General features: G+C 59.0%; 18 protein-coding genes. 7 read left to right on the forward strand and 11 right to left on the reverse strand.

Going from position 1 to position 19887, the window contains the following annotated elements; all coding sequences use genetic code 11:
• Positions 1–140: 140 nt before the first annotated feature.
• On the forward strand, positions 141–2363 hold the full coding sequence (locus tag BLO97_RS02185) for a TonB-dependent receptor (protein WP_092344679.1): 2223 nt from the start codon (positions 141–143) through the stop codon (positions 2361–2363).
• Positions 2364–2419: 56 nt separating this feature from the next.
• Here the strand turns inward: BLO97_RS02185 and BLO97_RS02190 are convergent, their stop codons facing one another.
• The 6 genes from BLO97_RS02190 to BLO97_RS02215 all read right to left on the reverse strand — a co-directional run bounded on the left by BLO97_RS02190 (position 2420) and on the right by BLO97_RS02215 (position 8708).
• Positions 2420–3343, reverse strand: coding sequence for a fumarylacetoacetate hydrolase (locus BLO97_RS02190; RefSeq protein ID WP_092142118.1), 924 nt, complete (start codon positions 3341–3343; stop codon positions 2420–2422).
• Entirely contained in the window at positions 3343–4608 is a 1266-nt protein-coding gene (locus BLO97_RS02195; protein ID WP_092142728.1) for an MFS transporter, read from the reverse strand. The genes BLO97_RS02190 and BLO97_RS02195 overlap by 1 nt, the downstream gene beginning before the upstream one ends.
• 131 nt (positions 4609–4739) lie before the next feature.
• Positions 4740–5789 carry a type III polyketide synthase gene (locus tag BLO97_RS02200; RefSeq protein WP_063321692.1) on the reverse strand — a complete coding sequence of 350 codons (1050 nt, stop codon included), beginning with the start codon at positions 5787–5789 and terminating at the stop codon, positions 4740–4742.
• 158 nt (positions 5790–5947) lie between these two features.
• On the reverse strand, positions 5948–6388 hold the full coding sequence (locus tag BLO97_RS02205) for a Zn-ribbon domain-containing OB-fold protein (protein WP_013693033.1): 441 nt from the start codon (positions 6386–6388) through the stop codon (positions 5948–5950).
• A 10-nt stretch (positions 6389–6398) separates the two neighbouring features.
• Complete coding sequence (locus BLO97_RS02210) at positions 6399–7595, reverse strand: thiolase family protein (protein WP_057447984.1); 1197 nt, start codon at positions 7593–7595, stop codon at positions 6399–6401.
• 30 nt (positions 7596–7625) lie between these two features.
• Complete coding sequence (locus tag BLO97_RS02215; RefSeq protein ID WP_058542730.1) at positions 7626–8708, reverse strand: hydroxymethylglutaryl-CoA synthase; 1083 nt, start codon at positions 8706–8708, stop codon at positions 7626–7628.
• A gap of 419 nt (positions 8709–9127) precedes the next feature.
• Between BLO97_RS02215 and BLO97_RS02220 the strand changes: the two genes are divergently transcribed.
• On the forward strand, positions 9128–9754 hold the full coding sequence (locus tag BLO97_RS02220; protein WP_063321691.1) for a TetR/AcrR family transcriptional regulator: 627 nt from the start codon (positions 9128–9130) through the stop codon (positions 9752–9754).
• A gap of 18 nt (positions 9755–9772) precedes the next feature.
• On the opposite strand, the gene BLO97_RS02225 is transcribed toward BLO97_RS02220, so the two are convergent.
• Positions 9773–10654, reverse strand: coding sequence for a 2,4-diacetylphloroglucinol hydrolase (locus tag BLO97_RS02225; RefSeq protein WP_092142112.1), 882 nt, complete (start codon positions 10652–10654; stop codon positions 9773–9775).
• Positions 10655–10802: 148 nt separating this feature from the next.
• Here BLO97_RS02225 and BLO97_RS02230 point away from each other — a divergent pair, with 148 nt between their 5' ends.
• Positions 10803–11480, forward strand: coding sequence for a TetR/AcrR family transcriptional regulator (locus tag BLO97_RS02230; RefSeq protein WP_063321689.1), 678 nt, complete (start codon positions 10803–10805; stop codon positions 11478–11480).
• Positions 11481–11503: 23 nt separating this feature from the next.
• Here the strand turns inward: BLO97_RS02230 and BLO97_RS02235 are convergent, their stop codons facing one another.
• The 4 genes from BLO97_RS02235 to BLO97_RS02250 form a co-directional block, all read right to left on the reverse strand.
• On the reverse strand, positions 11504–11974 hold the full coding sequence (locus tag BLO97_RS02235; protein WP_092142105.1) for a DoxX family protein: 471 nt from the start codon (positions 11972–11974) through the stop codon (positions 11504–11506).
• A 101-nt stretch (positions 11975–12075) separates the two neighbouring features.
• Entirely contained in the window at positions 12076–12294 is a 219-nt protein-coding gene (locus BLO97_RS02240) for a tautomerase family protein (protein ID WP_092142102.1), read from the reverse strand.
• Between the two features lie 134 nt (positions 12295–12428).
• Positions 12429–14213 (reverse strand): IlvD/Edd family dehydratase, encoded by a 1785-nt coding sequence (locus BLO97_RS02245; protein WP_092142099.1) that lies wholly within the window; start codon positions 14211–14213, stop codon positions 12429–12431.
• 43 nt (positions 14214–14256) lie between these two features.
• Complete coding sequence (locus BLO97_RS02250; protein WP_063321686.1) at positions 14257–15438, reverse strand: fumarylacetoacetate hydrolase family protein; 1182 nt, start codon at positions 15436–15438, stop codon at positions 14257–14259.
• A 113-nt stretch (positions 15439–15551) separates the two neighbouring features.
• Here BLO97_RS02250 and BLO97_RS02255 point away from each other — a divergent pair, with 113 nt between their 5' ends.
• The 4 genes from BLO97_RS02255 to BLO97_RS02270 all read left to right on the forward strand — a co-directional run bounded on the left by BLO97_RS02255 (position 15552) and on the right by BLO97_RS02270 (position 19844).
• Positions 15552–16490 carry a LysR family transcriptional regulator gene (locus BLO97_RS02255; RefSeq protein WP_063321685.1) on the forward strand — a complete coding sequence of 313 codons (939 nt, stop codon included), beginning with the start codon at positions 15552–15554 and terminating at the stop codon, positions 16488–16490.
• Between the two features lie 354 nt (positions 16491–16844).
• Complete coding sequence (locus BLO97_RS02260; protein WP_092344681.1) at positions 16845–18227, forward strand: MFS transporter; 1383 nt, start codon at positions 16845–16847, stop codon at positions 18225–18227.
• The gene (locus BLO97_RS02265; protein WP_092344683.1) at positions 18224–18964 is read left to right on the forward strand and encodes an SDR family oxidoreductase; all 741 of its coding nucleotides are present in this window, start codon (positions 18224–18226) and stop codon (positions 18962–18964) included. Before BLO97_RS02260 ends, BLO97_RS02265 begins: the two co-directional genes overlap by 4 nt.
• A gap of 31 nt (positions 18965–18995) precedes the next feature.
• Positions 18996–19844, forward strand: a complete 849-nt coding sequence (locus tag BLO97_RS02270; protein ID WP_092344685.1) for an ureidoglycolate lyase — start codon at positions 18996–18998, stop codon at positions 19842–19844.
• Positions 19845–19887 lie beyond the last annotated feature (43 nt).

Consider the following 19887-nt stretch of genomic DNA (forward strand, 5'->3'; position numbering starts at 1 on the left):
CGATACCGCAGCAGCGTCGGTATGCGCGAGTGCTTTGGCGCAGTCTGAAAAAATAATCCCCGGGAGGTGATACTTTTCCGCAGGTCGACTGGCAATAGGAGTGATTACCATTTTCTCTCGTTGAAAAGGATCCTTAAGCCATGTCTGTTGCACGTCGACCTTGTGGTGAGTCTGCGTTATCCGTCGCGATTCGTAGCGCCACGCTGAGTTTCATTCTGGTCGCAGGAAGCGCCACCGCCTGGGCGGCAACCCCCGAACAGGCGCCTGCCGCCGATAAGACCCTGGACGCCTCCAAGGACAACGGCCAAGGCTTGACCCTTGACGCCACCACCATCAGCGGCACCCACAACGACCCAGGTGCACTGCCGCCCGTGTTGGCCGGTGGTCAAGTGGCGCGCGGCGCACGCTTGGGGATGATGGGCAACAAGGACGTGATGGACACACCGTTCAGCGTGACCAGCTACACCGCCAAGACCCTGGCCGACCTGCAAACCGTGACCGTGGCCGACGCCCTGCTCCGAGACCCTTCGGTGCGCTCGACGGGCCAGGTGGGCGGCATCGTCGATTCGTTTTTCATCCGTGGTTTTCCCATCGGCGAGGGTAACCTCGGCGAGTTGGCCTACGACGGCGTATACGGCGTGGCACCCAACTACCGGGTGTTCACCGACTACGCCGAACGGGTCGAAGTGCTCAAGGGACCGGGGGCGCTGATGTACGGCATGTCTCCGAACAGCGGGGTGGGCGGGGTGATCAATATCGTTCCCAAGCGTCCGTTGGACGAAGACCTGACGCGCTTTACCGGCAGCTACGCGTCCGACTCCCAAGTGGGCGGGCACCTGGATGTCAGCCGTCGATTCGGCTCGGAAAACCAGTTTGGCGTGCGCTTCAACGGCAGCCTCCAGGGTGGCGACACGGCCATCGACGACCAGGAACGCGAACTTGGTATCGGAGCTATCGCCCTGGATTATCGGGGCGAGCGTTTGCGCTTGAACCTCGACTTCATAAGCCAGAAAGAAAACTTTGACGGTGCCTCGCGGCCCTTCACCGTCGCGCGTGGCGTTGAAATTCCATCCGCCCCCAACGGTCGTACCAATGCATCACAGAAATGGGGCTGGTCGGACACTAAGGAACAGTCGGCGTTGCTGGGGGGCGAGTACGACTTGACGGACGCGGTCACGGTGTTTGCCCACGCCGGTGGCGGTCGTTCGGACGTCAAGCGAATGTCCGACCAAGTGCCAGATATCATCAATAGTGCAGGCGATATCAGCAACAGGCCGGGGTACTACAAATTCAATGTGGACCGTTCGACAGCCGACGTGGGGATCCGCGGGATATTCGATACCGGCCCTGTCAGCCACACGACCACGCTGATGGCGAGCACTTATCAGGATGAGCTGTCCCGGGGCATCAACCGGGGGGCAGATATCCCCTCGAACATTTATCACCCGGTAGACGTGCCCAAGCCGGCCATCAATGCACCCAAGGTGTCACGGGTTTCCGAGTCGCAATTGTCCGGTTTCGCATTGACCGACACCTTGTCGGTACTGGATGACCGTCTGCAACTGTCCCTGGGGGTGCGCCGGCAGAAGGTCGAGTCACGCAATTACAGCGAGACGGGTTCGGTCAGTTCCCGTTATGACGACAGTGCCACGACCCCGATGGTCGGCGTGGTGGTCAAACCCTGGGAGGACGTGTCGCTGTACTACAACTATGTCGAAGGGCTGAGTAAAGGTGACGTTGCGCCAGCCAACGCGAACAATTCTCTAGAAACATTCGCACCTTATGAATCCAAGCAGCACGAGATGGGCGTCAAGTACGAGCACGGCACGTTCATGACCACCTTGGCGCTGTTCCAGATCGAGAAGCCCAGTGGCGAACTCGGTGCGAACAATGTTTTCTCGGTGCAGGCCGAACAGCGCAACCGTGGCGTGGAACTGAGCGTGTTCGGCGAAGTGGCCCCCGGCACCCGCTTGATGGGTGGCGTGACATTGCTCGATGGTGAGCTGACGGATTCCGCCACAGCGGCCAACCGTGGCAATAAGCCGGTGGGCGTGCCAGACGTGCAAGCCAACCTGTGGGCCGAATGGGACACCCCGTGGGTGGAAGGCTTTACCCTCACCAGTGGCGCGATCTACACCAGCAGCCAATACGTGAACCAGGCCAACACCCAGGAGCTGGATGCGTGGACCCGTTTCGATGCGGGCGCTCGCTACGCCACCAAGATCGAAGGTCGACCGACGACTTTCCGAGCCACGGTCCAAAATGTCTTTGACCGCGAATACTGGTCGGGTGTCGCCTCGTATGGGGCGTTCTCTCCAGGCTCTCCGCGCACATTGCAGCTCTCGGCCACGGTCGATTTCTAAGAAGCGGGCAAGGGTGGCTCAAACCAAGGGCCACCCCCCTCGTTTATAACGTTCGATCAGAACTTTTTCGGCACGGGCAGCGGTCGGTCGATACAGTCATGGTCAGGTGCGCGCCGCGCAGGCAAGGGCACCAGCGACACCAATTCCTCTTCGACGATTTGATTGCTCATGGCCAATTCCAGCTCGGGGCAGTCAATGCTGAGCCAGTCACCGTGCTGGAGCGGCACATTCGTGGTGCGATGGCTCAAGCTGTGAAACACGTAATGCACCAGCCCGGGCTCGAGAAACTGCTCGTGTTTCTCCAAGAACTCTTCCGAGTATCGGCGCAGACTCTGCCAGCGATGCAAACTCATCCGGTGGTGACTTGCCGTCAAGGGTTGGCCGTCGCGTTCTATCTGGACATTGATGGCCAAGTCAGCCTGCAATTCCCCCACGATCAATGCCGGGGCAATCGCACAGGTGCGCAAGTGCGCATGCGTTGAAGAAATGGCGTCGCGACTGTGCAATACATGATCGTGGATATCGTTACCCAGGGTAAAACCAATGAAGCGCAGCGCACCAAACGGGTCGACCCAATAGAGGCAGACAATGCACGGCTCGCTACTGATGCTTTGTGAATGATAGGGCACCTGCAAAGGGTCGCCGTCGGTCTTGAGCAGTCGGCCGTTACCTTTGTAATACCAGGCTTGTTCTGTCTTGGCGGTACAGAGCGTGATTTCGCTGATCTGGACCAACAAGTTGTTATCGGGCTTGAGCGGCGGTCGGTATTTCACCGCCGCAGGCGTAAGCGGGTAGGGCGTGGACGGCAGGTCCTTGAGATAGGACTCCCAGTCCATATTCCGATCCGCGCAATGGGCCAGGGCTTCATAAAGATTTCCCTGGGGTGGACGCACCTCCCGGCTTTGCCCGGACTTGAAGTCAAATACGCCAAGGCCTCCTCGCGGCACTGGAGAGTCCAGCAACATTACATAGTGGGTCATTACTTATCCTCCAGGGTCAAGCGTGCGGATAGGGGGGCGTAGTCCTTGAGTCCGTTGAACGCCGGGTTTGCCTCTTTGAGCCGTAAGGACAGCAAGCCCCCCGTGATACTTCCGGCCAGTGCCAGGAACAGAATCGCGGTAAGTCCCCACGTCATGGCGATGTAGCCGGCGACGACAGGGGCGACGCCCCCTCCAAGAATCTCTCCGCAGCCCACCACCAGGCCCGTCGCGGTGGCCAATAAACTGGGCGGCACTGATTCGCTGGTCAGTGGACCGACCGTCATGCAGATCAGGCTGAAGTTGATAAAGGACAAGAAAAATAATTGAAGGAACAGTAGCCAGGGCAACGGTGGGCTGACGATCAATAAACCCACCAACAGGGCGCTGATCATGAAGCAGATCGAGACCACGGGCTTGCGACCCAGTTGGTCGGACAAGCCGGGAATGACCAGTTGGCCAAAAAAACCACCCAGGCCAATTGCAGAAATGATCATGGCCATGGAGAAATTGCTCAGGTGCAGAATGTCTGTCAGGTAGCTAGGGAGCAGGGCGCACAGAACGAACTGGCACGTCAGTATGCAGAGCATCAAGGCAATATTGAGCCGCACATTCCCGCAGGACAGGGCCGCCCTCCACTGGCTTTTGGAGGTATGTGCAATCGACTCCGTGCTGGGCGCCTGGGTCGGTTGGTAGGTTCTATAGAGGTACCAGGCCACTAACAGGCCGGGTAACGAAATGATGGCGAATACGGCGCGCCAGGATCCGGACATTTCCAGCAATACGCCCGCCAGCAGCGGTCCGAGGCACAGGCCGATGATGGGGAACAAGGCCTGTTGAATCCCTAGATTGAGTCCGCGCCGGGAAGGCTGCGAGACTTCATCGGTGACAATGATACTGACCGGAGTGAAGGCCCCTTCGCAGACGCCCATCAAGGCGCGCAAGAGCACCAGGCCCACCAGGCCGGTGATCAATGCAGACGCACCGGCCAGAATCGATAGCAGGGTGATCGACAGCACCAGCAACTTCTTGGGGCCCAGTACCCTGATGGCGGCGCCCATGAACAGGGCAGAGCCTCCCCACGCAAATGCCAGGATGGCCGACAACATGCTCAAGTCCTGATAGTCCAGGGCCAAGTCACGCATGATCACCGGGAACAGCGGCATGATAATGAACCTGTCCAGTCCTACCAGCCCGAAGCTCAGCGACAGAAGCGTGATCATGCGTCTTTCATAGCCGCCCCAAGGTCGAGCGACCAGATACTTCATCTCCATGTTCTTTTCCTTCTTTCCCTAGCGCTTTCGAAGCCCTCTTGAGCGAGGTGAACGCCTGCGATTCATACTCCGGCAGCCAGGGGCAGGTGTGCCCCTGGCTGGGTGCCGGTGTTTTATCGGATCTGTCAGGCGACCCACTTGCCCACGGCCATTTCAGCGGTGAAACCGGGGCCGAAGGCCGCCAGCATGCCAGTCGCGCCATCGACAAGCCCGCTGTCAAACTGGCGCTTGAGCACATCGAAGACCACCACGCTGGCGATGTTCCCGGCTTCGCTCAAACTGTCGCGAGACTGCGCGACCCGGCCGGGTTCCAGGTCCAGTTGCAGGACCAGTTCATCAAGAATTTTCCGTCCGCCGGTATGGAAGATGAAAAAGTCGTTTTGAGCGCAATGTTGATTGAAGGTCTCGTAGTTCAATTCCTCCATCATTGGTGCGACATCTTTAATGGAGTTCATGACGGCCTTGTCCAGGGTAAAGTGAAAGCCACTGTCCTTAACGTCATATTTGATGTAGTGCTCGCTATCAGGCAGGAAGTAAGACCCGGTCTTGGCGATCTTGAAACCAGGCGCCTTGTCATCGGCGCGCATGACGCAGGCCGATACGGCATCGCCGAATAACGCCGCCGATATGAACGCGTGCAACTTGGTGTCCTGGGGTTGATAGCAGAGCGACGAGAACTCCAGGGAGACGATGAGGACATGGTTGTCCGGCGCCAGGCTGGCAAAATCATTGGCTCGATTGATCGCCGCAGCGCCTGCCACGCAGCCCAATTGAGCGATGGGCAGTTGTACGGTCGACGTCCGCAGGCCCAGGTCATTGATCAAGTGGGCCGTGAGCGAGGGCATCATGAAACCGGTGCATGATGTCACCGCGACCATGCGAATGTCGTCGATGGTCAGTCCGGCATTTTCAATGGCTTGGCGCGCCGCGATGGATGACATGCGGCGGGCTTCGCGCTCATAAACGATGCTGCGGTGGGTGAAGCCAGTGTGCACCGCCAGTTCATCGATAGGCAGGACCAAGTGCCGTTCGTTCACCTGTGTGTTTTGAATCATTCGTTTGGCAAGTGCCATTCGTGGATGATCATCATGCAACTGCTCTAGATGCTCGATCATTTGTTGCTGGGTGATCTTGTATTGCGGAAACAACAGACTGGGTTTGCAAAGAGTAGACATGACAAGTCCTCGGCTAGAAGCCAATAAAGTTAGAAGCACATTTAAGGCAATGACTGCAAAGCAGGACTCTGAAAAACAGAATCAAAGCTGCGGGCTGGGGAGCCAAAAAACTTGACTGTTGTTATCGAAAAGAGCGGGTGTGGCGGACGCCTTGTTTGTTATTTCACCAATACAAACTTATAGGCATATTGCCAGGCCAAGTTGCTTTCCCGGACATGTTTGCGAATAACCATGCGCACGGGCGCACCGCTGACGACTTGCCGGGGATCGGTGACATCTACGATTTCCGAGGCAATCACCAAGCCATCATCCAGACGCACCATCGCCATGAAGCGGGGCACGGTTTCGCCATAGCCCATGGCTGCCAGTATCGGATTCTCGGCATGGGCGCTGACTTGGATCGTGCCGGTGCGTGCGCAGCGATACGGTTCCACATTCAACGAATTGCACGCGCCGCAGACGGTGCGCCGAGGGAAGAAAATTTCTTCGCAATCCTGGCAACGGCTGCCTTCGAGGCGGTATTTGCCGCCATGCTCGCGCCATTCGCGCAACATGCTGGCGGTGGTCATGCGGTGAATCTGTTCAGGGTAAAGGGACATGGTCGGCTCCTTAATCGTTGGAAAGCACAATGACACTGTTGTGCGCGGCGTAACCGCCCAGGTTTTGCGAGACACCAATACGGGCGCCTTTGACTTGGTTGTTGGACTCGCCGCGAAGCTGTCGGAACAATTCAGTAATGTGCAAAATCCCATCGCAACCGGAGGCGTGGCCGCGTCCGATGTTGCCGCCGTCAGTGTTCAGGGGAAGTTGCCCATCAAGAGCTATGCCGCCTTCCAATACGAAGTCGCCTGCCTGGCCTGGACCACATACGCCCATGGACTCCATTTGAATCAACCCGGCACCCAGCAAGTCGTAGACTTGCGCCACATCGATATCCTTTGCAGTGATGCCGGCTTTTTTGTAGGCGATTTCTGCGCAGGCCATCGAGTTGGCGGAAACTGCCATGCCTACATCTTTTGGCAGCCCCGGAAATTGCAACGTCGGGTTGTGATAACGCGTGCCGAAATAGTGCGATACACCGGTGTAGGCACAGCCGCGGATAAATACCGGTTGGGTCGTGTAACGGTGCGCAAGGTGTTCGGCAACCAGGATGGCGCAACCACTGGCTTCGCCCCAGGCCAACATCGAGCCACACGCTTCGCTACTCTTGAGCGCTTCAAGGGACGGAATCGGCACGCCGTAGCGGGTGGCGGTGGGGGTGTTATGGGCATAGATACGCATCTGCCGCCCAAAGGTTGCCAATACATCCGCTTCACGTCCTGCATAGCCGAACTTTTCAAAATACTCGGCGGTCGCCAGGGCGAAGGCGTCTGTGTGTGAGATGCCTAGAAAATAATCGTATTCACATTCGGTGCTGGAGCCAATGTACTCGGCGTAGTTGATGTGGTCGGTCATTTTTTCGAAACCGCCACACAGGACGATGTCGTATTCACCTGAGGCGACCATTTGGTGAGCCATCTGGAAAGACACCGAACTACTCGTGCAGTTGGCAGTACTCATGAACGTGGGGGCAGGGCTGATACCCAAGGCATCGGAAATGGTCGGGCCCAGGCCTCCGTATTCAGAAATGCCTTCACCGTGGTAGCCATAGGCAACAGCCTGGAGTTCGCGGGGATGCATCTTGATGGCGTTGAGCGCTTGGTAAGCGGACTCGACGATCATCTCCTTGAACGTCTGGCGAACTCTGGAACTGCCGGGTTTAGGGGTATAGGCAGCCGAAACGATAGCAACGCGTCGTGCGCTCATAAAAAGTGCTCCTTGCTGGATGAATTGGAATCAGAGATAGGCCGTCAGGGCGTAGTCGGGCCGCAAGTATTTGAACTCGTACTTGATCGACGTCCCGTAATCCACGTAGTACTTATCCTCCAGCAGCGTGCGCAGCGGAACGTTGGTCTTTTGATAGGCTTCGATGGCATCGGTGACGGTCAAGGCAATGGCATCGCTGCCCGCACCAAACCCATAGGAAACCACCAGGATTCTTTCACCGGGACGCGCTTGATCGAGGACGTTGACCAAGCCCAGCAAAGGGCTTGCTGCCCCAGCATCGCCGACACTCTGGGCATAGATGCCAGGTTCGATTTGCGCCGTCGTGAATCCCAGGTGCTTGCCCAGAGAGTAGGGGGTTGAAACCAGGTTCTGTTGGAAGACGACATAATCGAAATCACCGGCCTGCGCATGGATCTTGGCCATCAATCCCGAGGCAGCACGGCGAGTCTGGTCTTCCAGGCCGATGCTGTTCTTGTCCGAGCCCAATCCCATTCCCGACCGGATATAGCGGTCCCCTTGAGGCCTGATGTTGTCAGCGACATCCGCCGCGCAAGAAAAACTTGCGTCAAAATGCGCGATCACATTTTCGGTACCCAACAGCAGGGCAGCGGCGCCCGCTCCGGCGTAGGACTCTGTCAAATCACCGGGGGCGGTGTTGCGGTTGATCGTATCGGCGCCCACTGCCAACGCGTTGCCCACCATGCCCGATGCTACCAAGGCGTATGCAATCTGAAGGGCGCTGGTGCCGGATTTGCCGGCAAACTGCACGTCTGCGCAAAAGGCGTCATAGCCGCAGCCAAGCATTTCCAGGATGATCGCGGCCGAGGCCCGGGAGTCATATGGATTGGTGCAGGTGCCAAGATAAAGCGCTTCAAGGGGACAAGGCGGCGCTTTGTCCAGTGCGCGTTGGGCGGCGAGGACGCCCAAGGTAATGACGTCTTCATCAGGTTGCAGCACAGCCCTTTCAAGGACGCCCAATTGACCCTTTACCAAGCTCAAATCGGTGTTTTTCCACACCTGGATCACGTCGTCCACCTTGAGCCGGCAGACCGGGATGCCCGCGCCATAGCTCACAATTCCTACTTTATTCATGTGTACTTCCTCCAGATTCCGTTCTTTCACCTGCTGGCAGAAAGCCGTGACAGGCGCATGAAATATTTAGAAACTATCTATTGGTGCTCGCAAAGTGATAAATGGCGGTCCCATGCCCCATAAATCGGCGGGTCCAAGCAGCAGAACCTACCGGTCAACCTATGAACAATAGGTTTGTTTTCGTGCAATCATTATGTATGATACGAAACGTACCGTATCGTTAAGGTAGCGTTAAAAATTTATGACTTTCCTTCTCATGTCTCCCTATATAGAGGTAATAAGCGCTCAAGAGACCCCCTGCTAAGCCGAAGCTGAGATCATATAAATATACAAAACGAAACGATCCGTTTCATTGCTTTTCGAGAGAATCCTATACCCTGAGTCTCTTTTGTCAAGCGCCATATTGGAGATTTTGATTTATGGCCCGTAAACCATCTCGGAGCTCCATTGGCTCATTGAGGAGCCCTCACACGCACAAAGCGATCATCATTTCTGCCATAGAAACACTTAAAGAGTGCGGTTACTCGGGGTTGAGCATCGAGGCGGTGGCCCGCCGCGCTGGCGCGAGCAAACCGACAATCTACCGGTGGTGGGGTAACAAGGCGGCCTTGATCGCCGAGGTCTACGAGAGTGAAAGCGAGCAGATTCGCAAGGAGCCTGATAAAGGCACTTTCAAGGAGAACCTCAATTTCTTGCTGCTCAATCTCTGGAAGGTCTGGCGAGAAACGATTTGCGGGGAGGCTTTTCGATGCGTCATTGCTGAGGCCCAGCTCGATCCCAGCACGCTGCCCAAGCTGAAAGACGAGTTCATGGAGCGGCGTAGGGAGTTGCCTCGCAAGCTGGTGGAAAAAGCTATTCAGCAGGGCGAGTTGCCCAAGGATACATCGCGTGAATTGCTCTTGGACATGATCTTTGGGTTTTGCTGGTACCGGCTGTTGACCGAGCAGTTGGAGGTGGAGGCAGATATCAATGAGTTCACGACACTGCTGATGAACGGGGTACTGCGCCCGACTTCGGCGGCGGTTCAAGACGCCGCCGAAGCCTGATTATCGGTGGGGTTGGGCTTATTTCGCGCCGCTGAATCGTGCATGAAGGCTCGGCAGGATGCTGGCCAGGTGGTTGAACTCACACAAGTCATGCACCGCAAATTCATAAGCCAGGGTTTCCAGCTCCACTTCTCCCAGGCCGTTTTCTTCCAGTAGCTGGGCGGCGCGCTCGGCGCCTGGAAAACGCTGCATGGCCGGGTGGCTGCCGACCCAGTAACGGCTCGTCAGGTACAAACCCTCCGGGCATTCCTTGAACAAGTGCGCCATCAGCGACACCGGTACTTGCGGTTCGTGGGCCAGGCTCATCAAGGCGCTGACACTGCCGTCTATTTTGGATTCGCGGTAAAGATCCGGACAGAAGCCCAGTTCGCAGGGGTCCCTGAAATCAATGTGCAGGTGCATGAGGCGGTCACCGACGTACTCTGAGGCGCAAAAGGTATTGCCATACAAGCGCTCCTCGAAGGTCAGGGTATCGTCCAGGAGGCGCTCGTGATGAACGCAGGGGTTTTCCACGTGGGCATAAGGAAACCACAGGGTGTAGCGTTCAGCCTCCAGTGGATGCCACATGAACCACCACTTGAGCATCTGCGCGGTGCAGTTGGGAAAAAACTTGCGACTTTGCACATAGGCCATCGGCCCTGGCAGCAGGGCGTATCCGGCCTCTTCGCTGATGAAGTCAGCGGCGAGCATGCGGTTAAGGTCTTCAACGCTGGGCGTCAAGGCGTCAGCCAAGGGCATGGGGCCTTGCTGTATTTTTTCGACGGCACTGAGCGGCACGCTGATCTTCGAGCGGAAAAAGTCGGCGTAGGGTTTGCCTTGGATGGCCTGCTGATTGGCCAGGAACTGCTTCTGCATTGGCAATGAGAAGTAGGTGAAAGGTGTCATTACGCGCGCTTCCATGACGGTATTTCCTTGATAGTGCGCGAAAAGCCCGGAGCATCGGCTGCGAAGTCCTCGCGCGGTGTTGTAAAGGGACAATGACGGGACCAAAATAGGTAGGCTGAAATAAAAAGTCAAATTTGAATTAGAACTATAAAGAGATGAGCTCATGGACAATGCCATTGGCAAGCCTTCCCTGCCTCGTGCTTCGCGGCTCGATGGGCAGGCAACGCGGCTGCAGATTCTGGAAAAAGCGGGTGAATTGTTTGCCGAACAGGGATTGGCCAACACCACCAGCAAGCAGATTTGCGAACGCTCGCAAGCCAACAGTGCGGCGGTGAATTATCACTTCGTCAACAAAGAGGGCCTGTACCGCGCGGTATTGCTCGAAGCCCACGCTCGGTTGGTGCGGATGGAAACTCTGGTTTCGCTTAACGAGCGGCCCGGCTCGCCGCAAGACAAATTACGTGCCCTCATCACCGTGCTGGTCGAGCGCCTGCACGACCATCCGGATGGCTGGGCGCTGAAAGTGCTCACGCGCGAAGTGCTTTCGCCTTCTCCCGAGTTTGAGGTGGTACTCAAGGAGCAGTCGTTTCCCAAGGCGCACATTCTGCGTGGCTTGCTTGGGCAAATCATGAACTTGCCAGCGGATCACCCGACAACGTTGCGCAGCGCCATCAGTGTCTTCGCCCCCTGTCTTTTCTTGCTTATAGCCCATCAGCCGTTAAAGCAGCATGTGCTGCAAGGGTTGAGTCTCGAGCCGCAGGGTTTGATCGACCACATGATGAGCTATGCCCTTGGTGGGCTCCAGGCAGTGGCCGCGACTGCGCACGACGCTGCAAACTGACGCGGGGTCCATGGTTATGGGGGCTACCGTTGGCGCGAGTCCAATGAGTAGGCACCGCCGCCGCGCGCGACGATGTAGAGGGCAAGAAACCCCATCAGCACAGGAAACTCGATGCCTCGATCTATCCAGGGCCATGTCGGCCCCAGTGCATAGCTGATCGCAACCATCTCAATGGCGATCAGCAAGGCGACGAGTCGTGTGCCGAGCCCTATCGCCAGCATGAGCGCACCTACCGTCTCCAGCAGCATGACCAGGAAGGCAAGCTGTGCAGCGAAAGGCAGCCCCATCACGTTCTGGATGAGGTTGATCGAGGCGGCCATTGGATCCGCCATCGAACCGTGTGAAATGCGCAGAACCTTTGGCAAACCGTGGGTCAGCAGGACCCCGGCGAAGATGATCCGCAGCAAGGCGTACAGGGGCGCTTCAACGCGGGCGACTCGTTCAGTCGCAGCGGCTAACACGCAGCGCAGCGACGATAAGACTTGAATGGTCATGGGGAATCCCTGGCAGGGTTGCTTGAAACGCTGACGCATGAATTCGATAACGACCCCTGCATTGTGCAAGGGGCGATACCTCTGCGAATACTCCCTGGGCGCTATTGCCCTTTGGCGGGCAGGCCCATCTTCGCCAGCGTCAGCGTTTCATCGGCGCGCCCCCATCCGCCGTCTGCAACCTCCTCGACAAGGACCATGGTGAACGGACGAACGCCCTCGCCGAAGTACTCGACGAACATCTCTGTGGTGCGATGGATGATCTCTTCTTTGCGGACGTGGTCCAGGATTCCTTCGGGGAATTTGTAGTTGGCAAATGGCATGGATCGACTCCGTGGTGTAGGAAAGATTCGGTAGGGTCAACAACCCAAGCGCATCTTTCCCCTTCAGGTCCATGGAATAAATCCCTCTGGATTGTCATCAGCATTCAACGTGCGTGAACAATCGGCCGCTCGGCTCAGTGCGAGTGACGCGGTTCACCACTGCGGGCAATCACGCGCAGATGCAACGTCGCCGGCTCCAGGCAGCCCCCTGTGGAAAGCTGTCCCACCAGTTGCCGGTACAGCTCCTGCCAAGGTGTTTGCGAGGGTGGGATATTCGGTATCCATTCGCGGCGGCGCTGGGCCATCTCGGCGTCGTCGATCAGCAGGTTCACGGTGCGTGTGTTCAGGTCCACTTTCAGCCGGTCGTTGGTTTTCAGCAACGCCAGGCCGCCGCCCACGGCCGCTTCCGGGGACATGTTGAGGATCGACGGGCTCGCCGAAGTGCCGCTCTGACGTCCATCGCCGAGGCAGGGCAGGGAGTCGATGCCTTGCTTGATCAGCGCCGCCGGCGGGGCCATGTTCACCACTTCGGCGCTGCCGGGGTAGCCTACGGTGCCAACGCCACGGACCACCAGGATGCAGCGCTCGTCGATGTCCAGCGCCGGGTCGTCGATCCGCGCGTGATAGTCCTCCGGTCCTTCGAATACGATGGCCCGGGCTTCAAAGCTATTCTCGGCGCCGGGCTCGGACAGGTAGGTCTTGCGAAACGCCTCGCCCACCACCGACATCTTCATGATCGCGCTGTCGAAGAAGTTGCCGCTGAGCACGATGAAGCCGGCCCGGTGCTTGAGCGGGGTGTCGAAGGGATGGATCACATCGGTGTTGCTGGTCAGGCTGTTGCTGACGATTTCGCCGATGGTCTTGCCGCTGACCGTGGCGCAGTCTTCATGCAGGCGCCCGGCTTTTTGCAGTTCATGCATGACCGAGGGCACGCCTCCGGCCCGATGGAAACCCTCGCCCAGGTACTTGCCCGCCGGCATGCAATTGACCAGCAGCGGCACGTCCTCGCCAATCCGTTGCCAGTCCTCCAGGCTCAGCTCGACGCCCATGTGCCGGGCGATGGCGATCAAGTGCGGCGGGCAGTTGCTCGAAGCGCCGAGTGCCGAGGCGACGGCGATGGCGTTCTCGAAGGCCTGGCGGGTCATGATCTGTGACGGACGAATGTCTTGCCGCACCAGGTCGCAGATGCGCTTGCCGGTGGCATAAGCCATTTGCCCGCGCTCGCGATAGGGCGCCGGAATGCTCGCGCAACCGGGCAGCGACATGCCCAGGGCTTCGGCCAGGGCGTTCATCGACAAGGCGGTGCCCATGGTATTGCAGTGACCCACCGACGGCGATGCCGCAGTGGTCATTTCCATGAAGCCTTCGTAGTCGATCTCGCCGGCGGCCATCAGGTTGCGTGCATGCCAGAGTACGGTGCCGGAGCCGATCAGTTCGCCCTTGTGGTGGCCGTCGAGCATCGGCCCGCCGGACAGGACAATGGCCGGCAGATCGGTGGTCGCCGCGGCCATCAGGCAGGCCGGGGTGGTCTTGTCGCAGCCGGTGGTGAGCACCACGCCGTCCAATGGGTAACCGTGAAGAATCTCAACCAGCCCCAGGTACGCCAGGTTGCGGTCCAGTGCGGCGGTGGGGCGACGCGACTGTTCGGCGATCGGGTGCACCGGGAATTCCATGGGAATGCCGCCGGCATCACGGATACCGGCCTTGACCCGTTGGGCCAGTTCCAAGTGATGACGGTTGCAAGGGGTCAGGTCGCTGCCGGTCTGGGCGATGCCGATGATCGGGCGTCCCGACTGCAGTTCTTCGCGGGTCATCCCGTAGTTCATGTAGCGTTCGACATACAGGGCGGTCATGTCCGCGTGAGCCGGGTCATTGAACCATTGCTCGCTGCGCAGGCGGTGTTTTGGCGTGTCACTCATGATTCATTTCTCTCTTGTAATTGGATGAATCGGTCACGGCGTTTTAGCGGTCCAGCAGTCCTCGGGCGGCAAGGTTACGCAGCAAGGCGCTGACACCAAAGGTCCAGGGGGCGGCGTCGCAGCTGTGGGTCACCTGGTTATGCAGGCTTCCGAGCAACGGACTGCTGATGCTGACCACATCACCGCGTTTGTGGGTGAAACCGCTGCCGGCATGATCGCGGTCTTCGGTGGGGGCGAACAGGGTACCGAGAAACAGCACAAAACCATCCGGGTATTGGTGATTGGCGTTGAGTGTCTGGCCTGCCAGGTCCTGCGGGTCGCGGCTGATCTGGTTCATGGAGCTGGAGCCGTGCAGGCGGTAGCCATCCTCGCCGTGTACCTGAAGATCGACCACGCACTCCCTGACATCATCCAGGCTGAAGTGTTCGTCAAACAGGCGAATGAACGGCCCGATGGCGCAGGAGGCGTTGTTGTCCTTGGCCTTGCTCAGCAACAGTGCGCTGCGGCCTTCGAAATCCCGCAGGTTGACGTCGTTGCCCAGGCTGGCGCCGAGGATCTGGCCCCGGCTGTTCACGGCCAGCACCACTTCGGGCTCCGGGTTGTTCCATTGCGAGCCGGGGTGAATGCCGATGCGGCTGCCGCTGCCCACGGCGGCCAGGACCGGTGCCTTGGTGAAGATCTCCGCATCCGGGCCGATGCCGACCTCCAGGTACTGCGACCACATGCCCTGTTCGATAAGCAAGGCTTTGAGGCGCATGGCTTGCTCGGAGCCCGGCACGATCGTGCGCAGATTGTCACCGATCACGCTGTGGACGGTGGCGCGTACGGCTTCGGCCTTCGCTGCATCGCCGCCGGCCTGTTCCTCGATCACACGCTCGATCATGCTGGCGGCGAAGGTCACGCCGGCGGCCTTGATCACTTGCAAGTCCAGTGGCGGCAACAGCGACGGTTTGCTCGGGTCGGCATCAGGGCCGGTGTTGGCCAGCAGGGCTTCGACACTGGCGATGAAGGTGCCGGGCGTCTGTCGCACGGCGGCCAGCGGCGATTCTGTTTCCAGCAGATCACTCAATGTCGCAAAACGATCCGAGAGATCGAATACACCGTCGCTGCGCAACGCAATGGGCGAAGGCCCGGCGATTCGGCCTGGCACCCAGGCACGACCAATCAGGGTTCCGGCCACACCATCGACGGGCAGGGTATTCTCGGGAGTAAGCAGTAGCGACATGGCAAGTCTTCCTGTTCGTAAAGCCTTCACGCTAGGGTGGCCGCTCGATAAACTCCAATGAGATATATTCAGTATTTGATAACGTCGGGTTATCGCCGGCCTGAGGAATAGCCATGTCAGATCTGTCCTTCTCCAGCTTCTGTGGCTGGCTCAAATTCCGCCACTTGCTGCTGATCGACACCTTGGGGCGCACCCGCAACATGCACCTGGCGGCGCAGCAGATGAACCTCAGCCAGCCGGCCATCAGCAAGATGCTCAAGGAAATCGAAAGCCTGCTCGGCTTTGCCCTGTTCGAACGGCTGCCACGGAGCATGCCGCCTACGGCTTTGGGCGAACACGTACTGCGGTATGCGCAGATTGCCTTGAATGATGCGCGCTCGTTCGTCGAGCAAATCAGCAGCTTGCGCGAGGGTGGCCACGGCTTTCTCAAGGTCGGCGGGATCTTTGCCGCCACTGCGGTGGCTCTGCCCGAGGCGATCTTGCAGATCAAGCAGCGCTGGCCGTTGCTGTCGATTGAAGTGGTGGAGCAGACCAGTAACCACCTGATGGAGATGCTTGAAGAGAAGACGCTCGACCTGGCGGTGGCCCGTTTTACCGATCAAAGCCAGCAGCAGCGCTATGACTTCCAGCCGTTGGCCCCGGAGCCGTTCTGCATCGTGGTCAACTATCGCCATCCGTTGGCCGGCGCGGGCCCGGTCTCCTTGCAGCAGTTGGTGGACTTGCCATGGATTCTCTACCCCGTCGGCACGCCGATTCGCGCACGCATGGAGCTGGCGTTCGCCGAGGCCGGGGTGGGAATGCCGCGCAACACCATCGACACCATTTCCATGCAGACCTTCCTCCAGGTGCTGCAACGCGGGCCCATGATCGGCATGCTGCCCCATGCGATGGTCGATCCGCTGCTCGAAAGCGGCCAGCTCAAGACCCTCGACACCCCGCTGCACCTGGTGCCGCAGGACTACGGCATTCTCACGCGCAAGGATGAGCCGTTGGTAGGCGCAGCGCTGGAGTTCGCCGAGATTCTCAAGGACAACGCCCGCCAGATGATTTGAAGACGCAATCGAAACTGTTTGGTCCGGGGACATGGTTAGCCTGTGGCGAGGGGATTTATCCCCGTTGGACTGCGCAGCAGTCCTAAACTCGGCCCCGCCTTCTGTCAGGTTGATTTCACGTTGAGCTTTTTGGGGCTGCTGCGCAGCCCAGCGGGGATAAATCCCCTCGCCACAAGTCATGCGCCTTGACTTAAATCCTCGTCCGGATTTCTAGAACCTTGATAACGGGCGGTTATCGACTAATCCAAAAATGCCATTGGGAAAGAATCGATCCCCGACAGTAGAGTCCTCGTTCAATCGCCGGATGATTCGCTCATTCGACGTGACCCAATAAAAACAATCAGGGGTTACCTCATGCAAACCATCTCCGAGCAGTTGCCCGCGCAGGCTCCCGCCTGCGAATTGGATTTCGAAGACCGGACCTACCGCAAGGTGGTCTGGCGGATCCTGCCCGTGTTGCTGTTGTGCTACATGGCGGCGTACCTCGATCGGGTGAACATCGGGTTCGCCAAGCTCGACATGCTCAACGAGCTGCAGTTCAGCAACACGGTGTATGCCTTGGGCGCCAGTATGTTTTTCTGGGGCTATTTCCTCTTCGAAGTCCCCAGCAACCTGTTGCTGCATCGCTTTGGCGCGCGGTTCTGGATTGCCCGGATCATGCTGTCCTGGGCGGTGATCTCCATGGCCGTGGCCTACACCGTGCCGCTGGCAGGTTTGTTCCACATCGAATCGAGCAGCATGTTCTATGTGTTGCGCTTCTTGTTGGGCATCTGTGAAGCGGGCTTTTTCCCCGGCGTGATCCTGTACCTCAACTACTGGTTCCCGACCCACCGGCAGAGTCGGGTGATGTCCGGGTTCCTGCTGGCATTGCCGGTCAGTCTGACCCTGGGCGGCATACTCTCCGGCTGGCTGATGAACAGCATGCAAGGGGTGCATGGCTTGTCTGGCTGGCAATGGATGTTGCTGATCGAAGGCATTCCTTCGATCATCATGGCGTTCGTGGTGATCGTCTGCCTGGCCGACAACATCGACAAAGCCAAATGGCTGTCTGTCGCGGAAAAAGCCCTGCTCAAGGCCAACCTGCAAACCGACAACCAGGGCAAGGCCACGCGCTTGAGTGAAGTGTTCTTCAACCCTCGGGTGTGGTTGCTGGTGTTGATCCTGCTGACCTTCAACACCGGCTTCTATGGCCTGGCGTTCTGGATGCCGTCGATCATCAAGAGCACCGGTATCACCAACAGCTTGCACATCGGTTTGCTGACCGCCATTCCTTACTCGGTGGCAGTGGTGGCGATGCTGCTCAACGCCCGGCACTCCAACCGCACCGGTGAGCGGCGCCTGCACGCGGCAATCCCGGCGTTCATTGGCGGAGCCGGCCTGATCCTCAGTGCGTTCTTCGCCGACAACCTGGTGTTGTCCGTGCTCTTTCTCAGTGTTTCCGCTTCCGGGATCCTCAGCCTGATGCCGATTTTCTGGACCCTGCCGGGCACCGTGCTGTCGGGGGTCGCCGCCGCAGCCGGCATCGGCATGATCAACGCCATCGGCAACCTGTCGGGCTTCACCGGTTCGATGATCACCGCTGTGGCGGAAACCCTCACGGGCAACATCAACAACGGCACCTATGTACTGGCCTTGTGTCTTTTGGTCAGTGGTGGACTGATCCTGGCCATTCCCGCCTCGATGCTCGGCAGGACACCCAAGCACGCCACCACGGCAGCGCAACTGGAGACCGCATGAACCTACAAAACAAGCGCGCACTGGTCACGGCAGCGGGGCAGGGCATTGGCTTGGCCAGCGCCGTTGCCTTCGCCCGGGCCGGTGCCGAGGTGTTCGCCACTGACATCGATATCCAGGCGCTGGCGGGGATCGAAGGGATCACCGCCATGCCCCTGGACGTCACGTCGCCCTCTGCCATCAGCGCCGCCTGTGAACGCATCGGTGGGCTCGACGTGTTGTTCAACTGCGCAGGCTACGTGCACAGCGGCAACATACTGCAATGCGATGAAGCGGCCTGGGCACGTTCGATGGACCTCAATGTCACGGCCATGTACCGGATGATCCATGCGTTCCTGCCGGGCATGCTGGCCCGTGGCGGCGGTTCGATCATCAACATGTCGTCGGTGGCCTCCAGCGTCAAGGGCGTGCCCAATCGCTTTGCCTATGCCACCAGCAAGGCCGCAGTCGTGGGCCTGACCAAGGCTGTCGCCATCGACTTCGTCAACCAGGGCATCCGCTGCAACGCGATCTGCCCGGGCACCGTGGACTCACCCTCGTTGCGCCAGCGCATCGCTGACCAGGCCGTGCAGCAGGGCGTCGATGAGGCGCAGGTCTACCGGCAATTTCTCGACCGCCAGCCCATGGGCCGCATCGGCCACACTGAAGAGATCGCGCAGTTGGCGTTGTACCTGGGCAGTGATGCGTCTGCCTACACCACGGGTGCCATCCACATCATCGACGGTGGCATGAGCATCTGAACCCCGGTCTTCACTTGAGCAGGAGCACGACATGAAACTATTGCGCTACGGCGAAAAAGGTTCGGAAAAACCCGGGCTGTTGGATGCCGACAATCAGATCCGCGACCTCTCGGCCCATGTGCCGGACATCGCCGGGCAGGTCCTGGGCGCGGACAGCCTGGCAGCGCTCGCCACCCTTGACCCGCGCAGCCTGCCGCTCGTTGCCGGCCAGCCGCGTATCGGTGCCTGCGTCGGGCAGGTCGGCAAATTCATCTGCATCGGCCTGAACTACGCCGACCATGCGGCCGAGTCGAACATGGAGGTGCCGAAAGAGCCGATCATCTTCAACAAATGGACCAGTGCCATCTGCGGGCCGAACGACGACATCCAGATCCCGCGCGGCTCGCTCAAGACCGATTGGGAAGTCGAGCTGGGCGTGGTCATCGGTAAAGGCGGACGCTACATCGACGAAGCCAATGCCATGGAGCATGTCGCCGGCTACTGTGTCATCAACGATGTGTCCGAGCGCGAGTGGCAACTGGAGCGTGGCGGCACCTGGGACAAGGGCAAAGGCTTTGACACCTTCGGCCCCCTTGGGCCGTGGCTGGTGACGCGGGACGAAATCGCCGACCCGCATACGCTGGACCTGTGGCTGGAGGTCGACGGACACCGCTATCAGAACGGCAATACCCGTACGCTGATCTTCAGCGTGCCGCAACTGATTGCCTACCTGAGCCGGTGCATGAGCCTGCAACCCGGGGATGTGATCTCCACCGGCACGCCGCCCGGCGTCGGCTTGGGCATCAAGCCCAACCCGGTGTTCCTGCGGCCGGGCCAGACCATGCGCCTGGGGATCCAGGGCTTGGGCGAACAGCGCCAGGTCACGGTGCAGGCGGACTGAGGGCTGGGCCCGCTCCCACAGAACGATTCCGGATGCACGCGGA

Source organism: Pseudomonas sp. NFACC05-1 (genome assembly GCF_900100135.1).
GTDB lineage: Bacteria > Pseudomonadota > Gammaproteobacteria > Pseudomonadales > Pseudomonadaceae > Aquipseudomonas > Aquipseudomonas fluorescens_Q.

Excerpts from the sequence above, each read along its gene's own strand:
- BLO97_RS02185 (WP_092344679.1), top strand. The coding sequence starts at position 141 with ATGTCTGTTGCACGTCGACCTTGTGGTGAGTCTGCGTTATCCGTCGCG.
- BLO97_RS02190 (WP_092142118.1), bottom strand. The coding sequence starts at position 3,343 with ATGACCCACTATGTAATGTTGCTGGACTCTCCAGTGCCGCGAGGAGGC.
- BLO97_RS02195 (WP_092142728.1), bottom strand. The coding sequence starts at position 4,608 with ATGAAGTATCTGGTCGCTCGACCTTGGGGCGGCTATGAAAGACGCATG.
- BLO97_RS02200 (WP_063321692.1), bottom strand. The coding sequence starts at position 5,789 with ATGTCTACTCTTTGCAAACCCAGTCTGTTGTTTCCGCAATACAAGATC.
- BLO97_RS02205 (WP_013693033.1), bottom strand. The coding sequence starts at position 6,388 with ATGTCCCTTTACCCTGAACAGATTCACCGCATGACCACCGCCAGCATG.
- BLO97_RS02210 (WP_057447984.1), bottom strand. The coding sequence starts at position 7,595 with ATGAGCGCACGACGCGTTGCTATCGTTTCGGCTGCCTATACCCCTAAA.
- BLO97_RS02215 (WP_058542730.1), bottom strand. The coding sequence starts at position 8,708 with ATGAATAAAGTAGGAATTGTGAGCTATGGCGCGGGCATCCCGGTCTGC.
- BLO97_RS02220 (WP_063321691.1), top strand. The coding sequence starts at position 9,128 with ATGGCCCGTAAACCATCTCGGAGCTCCATTGGCTCATTGAGGAGCCCT.
- BLO97_RS02225 (WP_092142112.1), bottom strand. The coding sequence starts at position 10,654 with ATGGAAGCGCGCGTAATGACACCTTTCACCTACTTCTCATTGCCAATG.
- BLO97_RS02230 (WP_063321689.1), top strand. The coding sequence starts at position 10,803 with ATGGACAATGCCATTGGCAAGCCTTCCCTGCCTCGTGCTTCGCGGCTC.
- BLO97_RS02235 (WP_092142105.1), bottom strand. The coding sequence starts at position 11,974 with ATGACCATTCAAGTCTTATCGTCGCTGCGCTGCGTGTTAGCCGCTGCG.
- BLO97_RS02240 (WP_092142102.1), bottom strand. The coding sequence starts at position 12,294 with ATGCCATTTGCCAACTACAAATTCCCCGAAGGAATCCTGGACCACGTC.
- BLO97_RS02245 (WP_092142099.1), bottom strand. The coding sequence starts at position 14,213 with ATGAGTGACACGCCAAAACACCGCCTGCGCAGCGAGCAATGGTTCAAT.
- BLO97_RS02250 (WP_063321686.1), bottom strand. The coding sequence starts at position 15,438 with ATGTCGCTACTGCTTACTCCCGAGAATACCCTGCCCGTCGATGGTGTG.
- BLO97_RS02255 (WP_063321685.1), top strand. The coding sequence starts at position 15,552 with ATGTCAGATCTGTCCTTCTCCAGCTTCTGTGGCTGGCTCAAATTCCGC.
- BLO97_RS02260 (WP_092344681.1), top strand. The coding sequence starts at position 16,845 with ATGCAAACCATCTCCGAGCAGTTGCCCGCGCAGGCTCCCGCCTGCGAA.
- BLO97_RS02265 (WP_092344683.1), top strand. The coding sequence starts at position 18,224 with ATGAACCTACAAAACAAGCGCGCACTGGTCACGGCAGCGGGGCAGGGC.
- BLO97_RS02270 (WP_092344685.1), top strand. The coding sequence starts at position 18,996 with ATGAAACTATTGCGCTACGGCGAAAAAGGTTCGGAAAAACCCGGGCTG.